This window comes from Peribacillus sedimenti, assembly GCF_046237635.1.
GTDB lineage: Bacteria > Bacillota > Bacilli > Bacillales > DSM-1321 > Peribacillus > Peribacillus sedimenti.
The window spans coordinates 5021565-5034911 of sequence record NZ_CP143547.1 but is presented as its reverse complement, the minus strand read 5'-3'; the positions used below and the strand labels follow the sequence as shown (position 1 = coordinate 5034911).

The 13347-nt window shown below is 40.3% G+C and carries 13 protein-coding genes; 11 read left to right on the top strand and 2 right to left on the bottom strand.

Features of this window, described 5'->3' with window-relative positions; all coding sequences use genetic code 11:
* Positions 1-6: 6 nt before the first annotated feature.
* From V1500_RS24485 to gvpU, 6 genes are read left to right on the top strand one after another with little or no spacing between them, the layout of a single operon-like run.
* Positions 7-810: a GvpL/GvpF family gas vesicle protein gene (locus V1500_RS24485; protein WP_409303435.1), complete on the top strand. Its 804-nt coding sequence runs from the start codon at positions 7-9 to the stop codon at positions 808-810.
* Between the two features lie 16 nt (positions 811-826).
* Positions 827-1102: a gas vesicle protein gene (locus tag V1500_RS24480; protein ID WP_409303434.1), complete on the top strand. Its 276-nt coding sequence runs from the start codon at positions 827-829 to the stop codon at positions 1100-1102.
* Positions 1068-1352 carry a gas vesicle protein K gene (locus V1500_RS24475; protein WP_409303432.1) on the top strand — a complete coding sequence of 95 codons (285 nt, stop codon included), beginning with the start codon at positions 1068-1070 and terminating at the stop codon, positions 1350-1352. Before V1500_RS24480 ends, V1500_RS24475 begins: the two co-directional genes overlap by 35 nt.
* Before the next feature lie 26 nt (positions 1353-1378).
* The gene (gene gvpJ, locus V1500_RS24470) at positions 1379-1705 is read left to right on the top strand and encodes a gas vesicle protein GvpJ (RefSeq protein WP_409303430.1); all 327 of its coding nucleotides are present in this window, start codon (positions 1379-1381) and stop codon (positions 1703-1705) included.
* Positions 1706-1720: 15 nt separating this feature from the next.
* Positions 1721-3295, top strand: coding sequence for a GvpT/GvpP family gas vesicle accessory protein (gene gvpT, locus V1500_RS24465; RefSeq protein ID WP_409303428.1), 1575 nt, complete (start codon positions 1721-1723; stop codon positions 3293-3295).
* A gap of 2 nt (positions 3296-3297) precedes the next feature.
* Positions 3298-3699, top strand: coding sequence for a gas vesicle accessory protein GvpU (gene gvpU, locus V1500_RS24460; protein WP_409303426.1), 402 nt, complete (start codon positions 3298-3300; stop codon positions 3697-3699).
* A gap of 89 nt (positions 3700-3788) precedes the next feature.
* Here the strand turns inward: gvpU and V1500_RS24455 are convergent, their stop codons facing one another.
* Positions 3789-4889, bottom strand: coding sequence for a glycerol dehydrogenase (locus V1500_RS24455; RefSeq protein ID WP_409303424.1), 1101 nt, complete (start codon positions 4887-4889; stop codon positions 3789-3791).
* Positions 4890-5304: 415 nt separating this feature from the next.
* Positions 5305-6666 carry an HD domain-containing phosphohydrolase gene (locus tag V1500_RS24450; protein ID WP_409303422.1) on the bottom strand — a complete coding sequence of 454 codons (1362 nt, stop codon included), beginning with the start codon at positions 6664-6666 and terminating at the stop codon, positions 5305-5307.
* Positions 6667-6985: 319 nt separating this feature from the next.
* On the opposite strand from V1500_RS24450, the gene htpG reads away from it, so the two are divergent.
* The 5 genes from htpG to V1500_RS24425 all read left to right on the top strand — a co-directional run bounded on the left by htpG (position 6986) and on the right by V1500_RS24425 (position 13272).
* The gene (gene htpG / locus V1500_RS24445) at positions 6986-8866 is read left to right on the top strand and encodes a molecular chaperone HtpG (RefSeq protein ID WP_409303420.1); all 1881 of its coding nucleotides are present in this window, start codon (positions 6986-6988) and stop codon (positions 8864-8866) included.
* Positions 8867-9021: 155 nt separating this feature from the next.
* On the top strand, positions 9022-9867 hold the full coding sequence (locus V1500_RS24440; protein ID WP_409303418.1) for a neutral zinc metallopeptidase: 846 nt from the start codon (positions 9022-9024) through the stop codon (positions 9865-9867).
* A 63-nt stretch (positions 9868-9930) separates the two neighbouring features.
* Positions 9931-10431 carry a cupin domain-containing protein gene (locus V1500_RS24435; protein ID WP_409306113.1) on the top strand — a complete coding sequence of 167 codons (501 nt, stop codon included), beginning with the start codon at positions 9931-9933 and terminating at the stop codon, positions 10429-10431.
* 301 nt (positions 10432-10732) lie between these two features.
* Positions 10733-12007: a cytosine permease gene (codB, locus tag V1500_RS24430; protein WP_409303417.1), complete on the top strand. Its 1275-nt coding sequence runs from the start codon at positions 10733-10735 to the stop codon at positions 12005-12007.
* Positions 12004-13272 (top strand): cytosine deaminase, encoded by a 1269-nt coding sequence (locus V1500_RS24425; protein WP_409303415.1) that lies wholly within the window; start codon positions 12004-12006, stop codon positions 13270-13272. Before codB ends, V1500_RS24425 begins: the two co-directional genes overlap by 4 nt.
* Positions 13273-13347 lie beyond the last annotated feature (75 nt).

Genomic DNA, 13347 nt, shown 5'->3' with positions numbered 1-13347 from the left:
GAGAAGATGGGCGGCTTAATTTATTTATATGGATTAATTCCGACAAAGGAAGGGACCGAAAAATCGTTTCCATCTTTTAAAGGCTTTGATACAGAAGATGTATATATCATTCCCATAGGCAATATTACAGCTATTGTATGTACTCTAAATTCAGATAAATACTCGGAAGAAAGCATTAAAGACAAGATTAATAATGATATGGAATGGCTTCAGGCAAAAGCTTTCCACCATCATGAAACGGTAATGGCGCTGTCAAAGATCTTTACCATCATACCTCTGAAGTTTTGTACGTTATATAACAATCAAGACAGTTTGAAAACGGCCGTCCTGTCAAATGAAACCAAAATGATGGATACCTTTGCTTTGATTAGCGGGAATGAAGAATGGAACTTGAAAATGTACTGTGATGATCAGGTATTAAAAGAACGAGTGAGCCTGGGTAATCCTGTCATTGAAGCAAAGAGGGCGGAAATCAGTCAACTGCCGAAAGGCAAACAATTTTTTGAAAAGAAAAAGCTGGATAAATTGATTGAATCTGAACTGGAAGAAGAAAAGAACAAAATTAGTGAAAAAGTTCATTCCCATCTTACGGAATTTGCATTGAAAGGAAATGTAAAAAGAACCTGGAGTAAGGATGTAACAGGGAGAAAGGACAATATGGCCTGGAATAGCGTCTATCTTATTTCAGAGTCAAAGGTAGAAAAGTTTCTGGAACAAATCCAACAATATGAAAAGGAAATGAGAGAAACAGGGTGGCGGTTTGAGGCATCTGGCCCATGGCCAGCCTATCATTTTTCCAGTTTTTCATAAGTGAGGATGGAAGTCTATGTCATTACGAGAATCGATAGAAAACAAGGATATCGCATTAATAGACATTCTGGATGTAATCCTCGATAAGGGTGTTGCAATCAAAGCAGATTTAGTGATTTCCATTGCAGGAGTTGACCTGGTTTATTTGGATCTTAGAGTACTGATTGCTTCAGTAGAATCCCTTGTTCAGGCACAGCAGGGAAGTCGGAAAGCCGTATCTTCGGAACAATTTGATAAACAGAGGGAGGCGTTGACTGATGCCACCGGCCAGCCAAACAAATGGAAGAATTAATTTAGATCCTGATAACGCAGAGCATGGATTGGCGCAGTTGGTTTTAACGGTGATCGAGCTGTTACGGCAAATTGTAGAACGGCATGCTATAAGGCGTGTTGAAGGTGGAACTTTGACGGACGAGCAAATTGAGAATTTGGGCGAGGCGCTCATGAATCTGGAAGAAAAGATGGAAGAATTGAAAGAAATCTTCGGTCTGGATGATGAAGACCTAAATATCGATCTTGGTCCTTTAGGGAGTTTACTTTAAAACCATCGGCGAGGGGGACTTGAAAAATGGAACATTCCATGCAATCCAGCACGATTGTTGACGTACTAGAGAAAATTTTGGATAAAGGAGTGGTTATTGCAGGCGATATCACCGTGGGTATTGCGGACGTGGAACTCTTGACCATCAAAATACGCCTGATTGTTGCTTCCGTCGATAAAGCAAAGGAAATTGGCATGGACTGGTGGGAAACAGATCCATATTTAACATCCAAAGCTGCAAACAATGATACGAAGGCACTTGAAGAAGAAAACAAGAGGCTGCAGGAACGTATTGAAGCCCTTGAAAAAAGCATTCCGACAAACCGATTAGCTTCGACTGAACTTAATTATTAATTGGAGGTTTTTAACATGGAAAATACAAAAAGCGTCGAAACACAAACACAGGATAAGAAAAAAGAGAAAGGACCAACTGGCAATTCAATCAAACGTTCAATCACAGGAGGGCTGATAGGAGCGGCAGTGGGCTATGTGGCTACTCCTGAGAATGGCAAGAAACTCTTGGAGACTTTCCAGCCAGAAAAATTGAAAAATTCAGGCTCGGGCTTAGGCCAGGCAGTTAAGGAAAAGTCAAAGAAAGCAGTGGGCTCCATTAAAAACTCGACTGGAAAGATATTTAACAAAAAAGAAGATGTGGATATCAAGGGATACTCTAATGAAGAGGATCAAACAGAAGCTGGCAATGAGACAAGCCTGGACTCACCTATTAATGAAAATAAAGATTCTTCACATAAAGAAAATGAAAATATGACGCACCGATTAGATCGCTTAGAGGCGATGCTAACAAAGCTTATCGAGGAAAAAAACGGCGGGAGCCAGGATCAAAACGAACAAGAGAATAATTCTACAGAGCAACCCTTGTCTTCCGGAGAAAACAAGCAGGACAATCCACAAAAACAAGAAGGAAGCCTTGAATCATCAGGTGATGAAACAAGTAAGGAATCCTATTTACAAGGTCCTCTGAATGAAGATAGTCCATCGCAAGCTCAAGGGGATAATCAAGTATCCCGAGCAGGCAGCTCGGACAATCGAACCGGAACTGCCGGCACGGAAAAGCATAAACAGTCACAATCTCAACTAGAGAAGCCAAAGGATAAACAAGAAAATCAATCTGAATCTGACAACCAGAAAAAAAGTAAAAACGCTCAAACAGAAGCAGACATAGAAATGGAGCATAAACAGGTACCTTCATCTTCAGGAGATGTGGAAAAATATACACAAACCGATGCAGCCACCCAAGCTGCTAATGAAGATTATGAATCATTAAAAAAAGAAAATGAAAAACTCCAAGATCGCTTGAGCAGTATTGAAGAATTGCTGACAAAAGTGCTTCATGAAAAAACAAATCAAGGGAAAACAGAGAATTCTAGTCAGAATGAGGGATCAGAAAAAGACGATTTTCAAAAAAAAAAACATCTAAATAAAAAGGATGCAGAAGACCAGGGGAAAGGCGAACAGGATGAAGCAGAGGCGCACAAAAAGGATGATGAATCCAAGCAGGATGATAAGAAAAATAAAGAAATGAAAGACGAGGCGGACAATCAGGGAAACAGCCAGGAAACTAAAGAAAAAGAAGAGCCGCAAAAGGAGAGCAATGTGTCCGAAGCGGGGACAGAGGATAGCAAAGATGTAAAAAGCGAAGATCAGGATATAGAGAGCCAAGATATTGACCATAAGGAAAAAGATCAAGAAGATGGCGATGAAGAAGCCGAAGTTGAAAATCAATTTGATAGTGATAAAGACCAGAAAAATAAAAAATATCATTCTAATGAAAACACAGATACTTCGGACGAGGACAACGGTAAAACAATGTCAAAATCAAACAAATCTGCTAAGGATGGTCAAATCAGCTATTATAATGTTCTTTCCGATGAAGAGGTGGAGGAAACATATCTTCATTTAGATGGATTAAGGAAGGAGTCGTAAGGATGAGTACAAGAAATGGCGCAACGAAGGACAGCATTCTTGAGTTTTTTGTTCAGGCAGCCAATAAACATGATTTCTCCTTAGATATTACCTTAAACGTAAAAGGTGCCGTTATTACTGGAACGATGATTTCTGCAAGAGAGTACTTCAACACACTCAGTGAAATATTCGTGGATGGAAATGAGGTTGCTCAGATGTTAAGTGAACAGCTTGGTAAAGCTGGAGAAGCATCTCAGTCCAATGATGACTCCGAGGCGTTCTTTATCCACATGAAAGAAACTAAGGTATACTGCGGTGATAATAAGCCTACGCCCTCCAAAGGTGAAATCCTTTGGCGAGGAAAAATAAATGAAATTGATGGTTTCTTTTTAGGCAAAATCCTGGATAGCAGCAGAAAAGAGTAGAATGATACCAGTTGTAAAAAAACAGGGATAGGTGTAACTATCAGGCAGGAAAAAAGGAACCAGTCCTATAATCTGGTTCCTTTTTTGTGTTACTTTATGGTTTGCTTACTTAGAATGTCGACAGCAAGGATTGCATTTGCCACATCCTCTGCTGTAATGTCACTTGAAAGATTACTCATTGTTTCACCGGGCTGGATAGACGCCTCTCCGACTTTAATTAAATCTTCATATGAGGCATTTTCTAGATGCAACTCTTGCAATGTAGTCGGCAAACCAAGCTTACGGTAAAAATCTATATATTTAAGGATTTCCTGCTCAGGATGCAGCTCTAACATAAGCTGAACAAGTGTGCCATATGCGACTTTTTCACCATGAGTCAGATGATGGATATCACCATCTAACACAGTAAAACCATTATGGATTGCGTGTGCGGCTGCCAGGCCGCCACTTTCAAAGCCCAGACCAGATAGCAACGTATTTGCTTCAACTACGGCCTCTACATGATTCGTTACTACCCCTTGCTGTACCGCTTTAAATGCAGGAATGCCGTATAGAAATAATGTTTCTTCACAGGCTTGCGCAATCGCTCTAGCCGCAATGCTGGTTTTTCCGCCGGCCATTGCTTGTCCATTGCTTTTTATAGTCGCCCTTACTTCCACCCAAGTGGCCATTGCATCGGCTATTCCTGACGCAAATAATCGTGGCGGGGCTTTAACGATAACAGCAGTATCGACAAGTACCAGGTCAGGGTTTTTATTGTACAATCTATAAGACTCAAAAACTCCCTCGTCGCTATATATCACCGATAACGCACTTGTTGGTGCATCTGTAGATGCTGTAGTCGGTACGATCACAATCTTTACTTTTAAATCATCAGCAACCGCTTTTGCGGTATCAAGGGTTTTTCCGCCGCCCACACCAATAACTAAATCAATTTCATTTACACGTCCTTCTTGTATAATCCGGTTCACTTCATTGTTGGAAGCTTCTCCATTAAACTCAACGAAGTGATAATCAATAGATGCCGAGGACAAACTTTCGTTAATTGAAGCTTGCGTGATATCCCAAACAATTCCATCAGCGATAATAAGAGATTTGCTGCCCAATTCTTTGATATACTTTCCTAAATCATATAGAGCATTTTTTCCCTGTATATATTTATTGGGAGAAACAAAAACAATGTTTGGCATACCAATCGCTCCTTTTAAAAGTTGGCTTGTTTTTCTCCTCAATTATAAATACGCAGGAAATTAATTTCCATATTTAGGGTGAATGTTAACAAAATGTTCACGTTGTCGAATTAAGTAAGAGTTAGATGGAATTCTTGAAAGAAGGAGAAAGATATTGCGTTAATTGAGCCATGAATGGGTAGTGAAGAACCATTTCTACAAAAAACGTTAAAGATTGGGTCTCCCTATGTGGAGAATCAGTGTTGAACCATTTATATAAGTAGTGATGCTTGAAGTATTGGCGGACGACATAGACTTGAGTCAGGCGGGTATCAGACTGCGACAGGTCAATAATAAACATTGCTTGTAAGCAGTCTGCCTGCCGCTCCAATAAAAGGGTAGACCCTGTAAATATCTTATTAAATGTTATGTCGCACTACTTATCTTGCATATTTGTTAATGTTACCTCCAAGATATCCTTGATCGTTAATAAGGCATCATGTTCTTCACCTATGGATAATCGGCCTTCTTCCCATTTTGTTTCAACTTCTTTTATAGACTTGACTATGATATCTATAAAAATATTGTTTAAGGTCATTCCTTCAGAGATAGCTGAAAAGATATTCATGGTTTCTTCCCTGTTGCCGTTTGTCAGCTGATCAAGGAATGAGTTTAAGTCATGTTTTTTTGCATTCTCTTGTTCGTCATCATCGACATCCAATATTTCATTCCACTCAATAAACCGGCGAATGGTGACAGAAAAATTAATAGGCAGTTCGAATGTTTTTGACGTCCCTATTTCCTCAAGCAGCGGCCGGTATGGCTGGTTTTCGTTGACCGATTTGACACGTGCTTTTTTACCAGTCGAGAGCCTGACAATGGAATCAGCGGGATAAATATTAAGCAGTTCCAAAAAGTTAATTACGTATTTCAAATCAAACTTGTTCTTTTTGCTCAGCAGCAATTCCAGTGCTATTGTTGCAGGTACAGGTTCCTTATATGTACGTTTTAACGTAAGTGCAGAATAGGTATCAACGATGGACAGAATTCGAATTTCCGGTGAAATGGAATCTCCCTTTAGACCATCAGGATAGCCTGAGCCATCTATCCGCTCATGATGGGACTTGGTTAATTCCTCATAGGAAGCTGGAAACCCGTTCTCTTTTAGCCATTGCACACCATAGATTGTGTGCTTTTGGATTTCCTCAAATTCACTTTTTGATAATTTTCCTTCCTTTTGCAGTAAGGCCTTCTTTGTCTTTAATTTTCCTATGTCATGTATCAGGCAGCCGACAGCAAACGAATTTATATCCTTGATCCCTGATACGTCTGCCAATAAAGAGCCCAGCAGAAAAACATCAAATGAATGAAAGTAACTATAAGAATCCGCTTTTTTTAATGAGAATAAGCTTGTTGAAATCCTGGTATCGGACAAGGAAGAAATAAAAAGGCTTTCAAGCCATCGAAGCTGATGATTATTATTCAGGATGACGCCGTACCTTGCCTCGTTAACTACATATTGCAGACTTTCATAAAATAATTGTTTAATATCAAACAGTTCCTTGGAATAAAAAATCTTTTCTTTTTTGTTTTCAAGGAAGGAATCTCTTTCTAAAAGGGCTGGATCCATTTTGGAGTATACGAAATTAAGCTTGGTAATCCCCCAGCTATGCAGCTTTTGAATGATGCTTTCATTGACTACCGTGCCTGCTTTTAGCAATAAGGTGTGATTAAAGTAGACGTCGGTAGTGATTATATCTCCATTTTTTAATTGACTTATAAGTTTTTCGTTGGCCATTTTTGACTCCCCTGCAATCATAGTAAAATCAGATGAAGAATGAATATTCAAAATTTGGGAAATGTCACATATAGTTCATTTTACCTAATAAATATTCATAAAACTATGTCTTTTTTTATTATTGAGAAATAGTTTATTCTTTATCTATAGAAGGTGCACAGTGCAATTGTGACCTTCAAATTTATATTGGGTAGAAAAATATGTATATTGACATAAATCAGTTTTGTATGATATTTAATAATTGATTAGCACTCGATAACAGAGAGTGCTAAAGGAAAGAAAATGAGTCACAATTTTCTGATCGAAAGGAGAAATTTGAATGGAGAAAATGCAATTTAAGGCTGAATCGAAACGGCTGTTGGAGATGATGATCAACTCCATTTACTCACAAAAAGAGATTTTCTTAAGAGAATTAATTTCCAATGCAAGTGACGCGATAGATAAAATTTATTACAGAGCATTAACAGATGAATCTTTAACATTTGATCAAGATAGCTATTACATAAAAGTTTCACCTGATAAAAACAACCGCATCTTAAGAATTATGGATGCCGGGATTGGAATGACCAAAGAGGAACTGGAAAATAACCTGGGCGTCATTGCAAAGAGCGGTTCTTTATCATTTAAAAATGAAACTGAAGCCAAGGATGGACATGATATTATTGGCCAATTTGGGGTAGGTTTTTATTCAGCGTTCATGGTCGCAGATGTTGTTACTGTAATAAGCAAGGCGTTAGGCAGTGAAACAGCATACAAATGGGAATCTGCCGGAGCTGATGGATACACAATCGAGCCATATGAGAAAGAGTCGGTGGGAACCGAGATTTTATTGAAAATTAAGGAAAATATTGAAGAAGAAAGCTATGATGAATATCTGGAGGAATACCGCTTAAAAGCAATCATCAAGAAGTATTCTGATTTTATTCGATATCCTATAAAAATGGATATTAGCGGAAGAAGACCCAAAGAAGGCAGCGAGGATGATTTTGAAGATTATACTGAAGAGCAAGTTATAAACAGCATGGTCCCGATTTGGAGAAAGAATAAGAATGAGCTTACTCCCGAGGACTATGAGAATTTTTATAATGAAAAACATTATGGCTTTGACAAGCCTCTTAAACACATTCATATCAATGTGGATGGTGCAGTGAGGTATAATGCCATCCTATTTATTCCGGAGAAAATTCCTTTTGATTATTATACGCAGGAATTTGAGAAGGGGCTTGAACTTTACTCCAATGGTGTCCTGATCATGAATAAGTGTGCCGACCTGCTGCCTGACCATTTCAGCTTTGTGAAGGGGATGGTTGATTCTGATGATCTTTCACTTAACATATCCAGGGAGATATTACAGCATGACCGGCAATTGAAGCTGATCGCGAAAAACATAAGCAAGAAAATTAAAAGTGAATTGCAGAGTCTGTTAAAAAATGAAAGAGATAGGTATGAAGAATTTTATAAATCATTTGGCAGACAGCTAAAATTCGGGGTCTACAGTGATTTTGGAGCGAATAAAGAGACATTACAGGATTTATTGTTGTTTTACTCATCAAAAGAGAAGAAGCTTGTGACGTTAGATGAGTATGTATCAAGAATGCCTGAGGAACAGAAATATATATACTATGCGTCCGGCGAGTCGAATGAAAGAATTGAAAAGCTGCCGCAGACTGAAATGGTAGCAGAAAAAGGCTTTGAAATTTTATACTTTACTGACGATATAGATGAATTTGCCATCAAAATGTTAATGGCCTATATAGATAAACAGTTCAAATCTGTTTCAAGCGGTGATCTAGGAATTGAAGCAGAAGATAAAGACAGCAACGATCAGGCAGATCAAGGCGAAAACAAAGAGCTGTTCGAGTATATGAAAAACATTTTGGCAGGAAAGGTAAAAGATGTGAGGGCATCAAAAAGATTAAGATCACATCCAGTATGCCTGGCTACCGATGGTGAAGTAACGATAGAAATGGAAAAAGTCTTGCAGGCAATGCCAAACAACCAGAATATACAGGCTGAAAAGGTATTGGAAATCAATCCTAATCACGAAGTGTTCAATTCACTAAAAGAGTCCTTTAAAAATGATAAAGACAAAGCAAATTTATATACGAGTCTGCTGTACAATCAGGCACTGCTTATTGAAGGATTGCCTTTGCAGGATCCAGTAGAGTTTACTAATGATATATGCAAAATCATGGTGTAATCGTAAATCTCCGAGAAATCCAGCCAGACTTGGCCGGGTTTCTTTTTTATGTCTATGATTAATTTACCAAAAGAAATGAGCACCATGTTAATTAAAATAATCCATCCTGGGGTATATACCTTTAAACGACATTGATTTACCAGGGAGGAAACAAGATGCAATGGAGAGGTAGAAGAGGCAGCTCTAATGTCGAGGACCGCCGGGGAATGGGAGGCGGAGGCAAAATGGCCATGGGGGGCGGGATTGGCGGCATTGTTATACTGCTGCTTGTGACCCTTCTTGGCGGCGATCCGACCGATCTGTTAAACAGCATGACATCCACAGGTTCAGATAATCCATCACCTTACCAGGAAACAGCCCAGGAGAAGGAACTATCCGAATTTGTTTCGGTAGTTCTTGCAGACACCGAGGAAGTATGGACGGACATCTTCAAACAGGAAGGTTTGGAATATACGAAGCCGACACTTGTTTTATATACGGACAGTGTGCAGTCGGCATGCGGGGTAGCGGGTTCAGCGGTTGGTCCATTTTATTGTCCCGGTGACCAAAAACTTTACATTGACCTTAGTTTTTATGATGAACTCCAGCAGAAATTTCAGGCTCCAGGAGATTTCGCAATGGCTTATGTCATTGCTCATGAAGTGGGGCACCATGTCCAAACTTTGTTAGGCACCACTGATAAGCTGGCACCCCTGCGGCAGCGGTTAAGCCAGACTGAGTACAATAAATACCAGGTTCGATTTGAACTGCAGGCAGATTATTACGCCGGCGTTTGGGCACACCATGCACAGGGAATGGATGTACTGGAAGAGGGAGATCTGGAGGAAGCTCTAAATGCCGCTAATGCAGTCGGGGATGACAATATCCAAAAAAAGGCACAGGGCTATGTGGTACCTGAAAGTTTTACACATGGAACCTCTGAACAGCGCAAGCAATGGTTTTATAAAGGGTTTGAAAACGGCACTATAGAGGGTGGAGATACATTTGGTGCAGATTGGTAGATAAACGGAGAAATCGCGGGTTAACTTTACTTTCTACAAATACGAAAGGGAGCTGATTCATTGATGAATTCTCAAGTGAGATCTTTTAAGCTAAAGGATGCAGGAGACATCCCAAATAATCAGGAACTTCCCGTCATCGTATATGAAGGGATCTTTAGCGGAAATCCAAACGATATAGAGTCGGCATTTAATCGCCATAACTGGCGGGGAAGCTGGTCAGGGGGCATCTTTGACTATCATCATTACCACAGCAACACTCATGAGGTATTGGGCGTCAAGGCAGGAACAGCTACCATTTTGGTTGGCGGAGATGACGGGGAACGTCTCGAATTGAAGGTCGGCGATGTTGTGGTGCTTCCTGCTGGCACGGGACATAAGAATATTGAAAGCAGTGACGATTTTGAAGTAGTGGGTGCCTATCCTGATGGGATGGCCCATAACTTGAGAAAGAAAGATCCAGGCTTGCGCGCCCAGGCTGTAACGGAAATAAAGCAGGTATCTGTACCCGAAACTGACCCGGTATTCGGAGAAAAGGGACCGTTGCTGGAAAAGTGGAAGAGATGATTGATGTTTCAAAAAAAAGCAATCTTGCATTTATATTCTAATTGACATTTAATCACTTTTCCTGCAATAATGATGTTAATTAAATACTGGTACCTTTAAGAGCAGTCCCGTGAGGCTGACAAGGACAGCGGATAAAACTGGAATACCCAGGGTGTTTTGTATACCTGTGGGGTTTTCCATGTAGAAACATCAGGCTTCTTGTCAGAAATGGCAAGAAGCCTTTTCTATTTTATCTCTTAAAACCAATTATCGAAGGTCTCTCTTCGGTACCAGTTCATTTATAAATTAAGGAGGAATTGGTATGGAAAACAAAAAGGTAGATCTTGATTTTTCACTTCAGGCTGTGCCGCAGTCACATAGACATGGTTTTTGGAGAATGATGGTGGTAATGCTTGGGTTTACATTCTTCTCGGCAAGTATGCTTGGAGGAGGAACACTCGGTTTAGGGCTTACAATGCCTCAATTTATTTTGATTGTATTGGCAGGAAACTTTATCTTAGGGGCATATACAGGTGCTCTCTCTTATATCTCTGCCAAAACCGGATTATCGACACATCTATTAACCAGGTATGCTTTTGGAGAAAAGGGCTCCTACCTTTCTTCCTTCTTGTTGAGTGCTACACAGGTAGGCTGGTTTGGGGTCGGGGTCGCGATGTTTGCGGTGCCGGTTCAAAAGGTTACAGGGATCGATACGTATGTTTTGATTGCAATCGCTGGTTTACTAATGACATCAACTGCGTTCTTTGGCATGAAGGCTCTGGCTATTTTAAGTTTTGTGGCGGTCCCCGCTATTGTAGCGCTAGGTGGGTTCTCTGCACTTAAGGCAGTTGGCTCCATGGGCGGGTTTGATGCACTGATGCAGCACCAGCCGGCTGAAACAATTGGGATGGCGGCCGCCTTAACGATTTGTGTGGGCTCATTTATAAGCGGTGGGACTTTGACTCCTGACTTTACTAGATTCGCCGGTACAAAGAAATCAGCAGTTGTTTCCACAGTAGTGGCGTTCTTTATCGGAAATTCATTAATGTTCTTCTTTGGAGCAGTGGGAGCGATCGCAACAGGTAAATCTGATATTTCCGAAGTAATGTTCCTGCAAGGCTTAATCGTTCCGGCTATTATCGTACTTGGTTTGAATATCTGGACAACAAATGATAATGCAATCTATGCTTCTGGACTTGGCATTTCCAACATTACTAAAATCAAAAAGAGTAAAGTGGTAATCTTTAATGGAATTGTCGGAACAATATTGGCGATGTGGCTGTATAACAACTTTGTTGGCTTCCTTACACTGCTTGGCTCTGCACTGCCGCCGATAGGGGCAATCATTATAGCGGACTTTTTTATAGTGAACCGTGGAAGATATGCTGATTTTGAAAAAATGAAATTTAAGTCAGTCAATTGGACAGCCCTTATTGCCTGGGCGCTTGGATTTGCAGCTGCAAAACTGCTGCCGGGTATTCCACCATTAAATGGCCTGATTGCTACGGCAGTAAGCTATGTGTTACTGACCATAGTAGATAATAAAGTAAAACAAACAACAGAAAAAATTGAAGCGAACAAGGTGAGCGAAGCATGATCATAAAAAATGCTAAACTAAGAAACAGAGAAGGCCTATGGCAGATTTTAATAGAAGATGGAGAAATTAAAAGGGTTGCAAACCAGATAGATATTATGGAGGGTCAAGAGGTAATGGACGTGGATGGAAAAATTGTCCTTCCTCCATTTATCGAACCGCATATCCATCTTGATACTACACTTACCGCAGGGGAACCGAAATGGAACGAGAGCGGCACTCTATTTGAGGGTATTCAGAGATGGTCTGAACGCAAGCAAACCCTGACAGCCGAAGATGTTAAAACGCGTGCAAAAACTGCATTGAAATGGCAAATTGCCCAGGGAATCCAGCATGTCCGTACGCATGTCGATGTTACAGACCCTGAATTGACGGCTTTAAAGGCAATGCTGGAAGTGAAGGAGGAAATGTCCCGCTTCGTGGATATTCAGATTGTTGCCTTTCCTCAGGAAGGAATCCTTTCCTATCCAAATGGGCTGGAATTGCTTGAAGAGTCATTAAAAATGGGTTCTGATGTAGTAGGAGGGATTCCACATTATGAATTCACCAGGGAATATGGGGTGGACTCATTAAAAGCTGCGTTCCAATTAGCTGAGAAGTATGACCGTCTTGTTGATATTCATTGTGATGAAATTGATGATGAACAGTCCCGCTTTGTAGAAGTAGTGGCTGCAGAAGCACTCCGCCTTGGTATGGGAGAACGGGTAACTGCAAGCCATACAACTGCCATGGCTTCTTACAATGATGCATATGCGTCCAAGTTATTTAGACTTCTAAAGATGTCCCAAATAAATTTCGTGGCTAACCCGCTTGTAAACATTCATTTACAGGGCCGTTTTGATACATACCCAAAACGAAGGGGTATCACTAGGGTAAAAGAATTGCAGGAAGCGGGAATTAATGTTTGCTTCGGCCATGATGATATTTTTGATCCTTGGTATCCGCTCGGAACAGGGAATATGCTGCAGGTGCTCCATATGGGAATCCATGTGACACAATTGATGGGCTATGAGCAAATCGTGAATTCGATTGATTTGATTACAGAGAACAGCGCGAAAACACTGCATTTAAATGAATCATACGGAATTGCAGAAGGAAGGCCAGCCAATCTAATCGTTTTAGCTGCTGAAAATGAGTATGAGGCCATTCGCCAACAGTCTCCAGTACTTTATTCGATTAGAAATGGAGCGGTCATTGCTGAAACAAAACCCAGCGAAACGAAAATTACACTTGGTGAAGGTGCGGAAAAAGTGACATTTAAAAAATAATAGAAAAGGGAGCATGCGGACAATAAAGTCTGCATGTTTTTTGTATTATATTTTTAAAACTGATTGAAATTTTGA

Coding starts and splice junctions, on each gene's coding strand:
- V1500_RS24455 (WP_409303424.1), bottom strand. CDS start 4,889: ATGCCAAACATTGTTTTTGTTTCTCCCAATAAATATATACAGGGAAAA.
- V1500_RS24440 (WP_409303418.1), top strand. CDS start 9,022: ATGCAATGGAGAGGTAGAAGAGGCAGCTCTAATGTCGAGGACCGCCGG.
- V1500_RS24485 (WP_409303435.1), top strand. CDS start 7: ATGGGCGGCTTAATTTATTTATATGGATTAATTCCGACAAAGGAAGGG.
- V1500_RS24435 (WP_409306113.1), top strand. CDS start 9,931: ATGAATTCTCAAGTGAGATCTTTTAAGCTAAAGGATGCAGGAGACATC.
- codB (WP_409303417.1), top strand. CDS start 10,733: ATGGAAAACAAAAAGGTAGATCTTGATTTTTCACTTCAGGCTGTGCCG.
- gvpT (WP_409303428.1), top strand. CDS start 1,721: ATGGAAAATACAAAAAGCGTCGAAACACAAACACAGGATAAGAAAAAA.
- gvpU (WP_409303426.1), top strand. CDS start 3,298: ATGAGTACAAGAAATGGCGCAACGAAGGACAGCATTCTTGAGTTTTTT.
- V1500_RS24480 (WP_409303434.1), top strand. CDS start 827: ATGTCATTACGAGAATCGATAGAAAACAAGGATATCGCATTAATAGAC.
- V1500_RS24450 (WP_409303422.1), bottom strand. CDS start 6,666: ATGGCCAACGAAAAACTTATAAGTCAATTAAAAAATGGAGATATAATC.
- V1500_RS24425 (WP_409303415.1), top strand. CDS start 12,004: ATGATCATAAAAAATGCTAAACTAAGAAACAGAGAAGGCCTATGGCAG.
- gvpJ (WP_409303430.1), top strand. CDS start 1,379: ATGGAACATTCCATGCAATCCAGCACGATTGTTGACGTACTAGAGAAA.
- V1500_RS24475 (WP_409303432.1), top strand. CDS start 1,068: ATGCCACCGGCCAGCCAAACAAATGGAAGAATTAATTTAGATCCTGAT.
- htpG (WP_409303420.1), top strand. CDS start 6,986: ATGGAGAAAATGCAATTTAAGGCTGAATCGAAACGGCTGTTGGAGATG.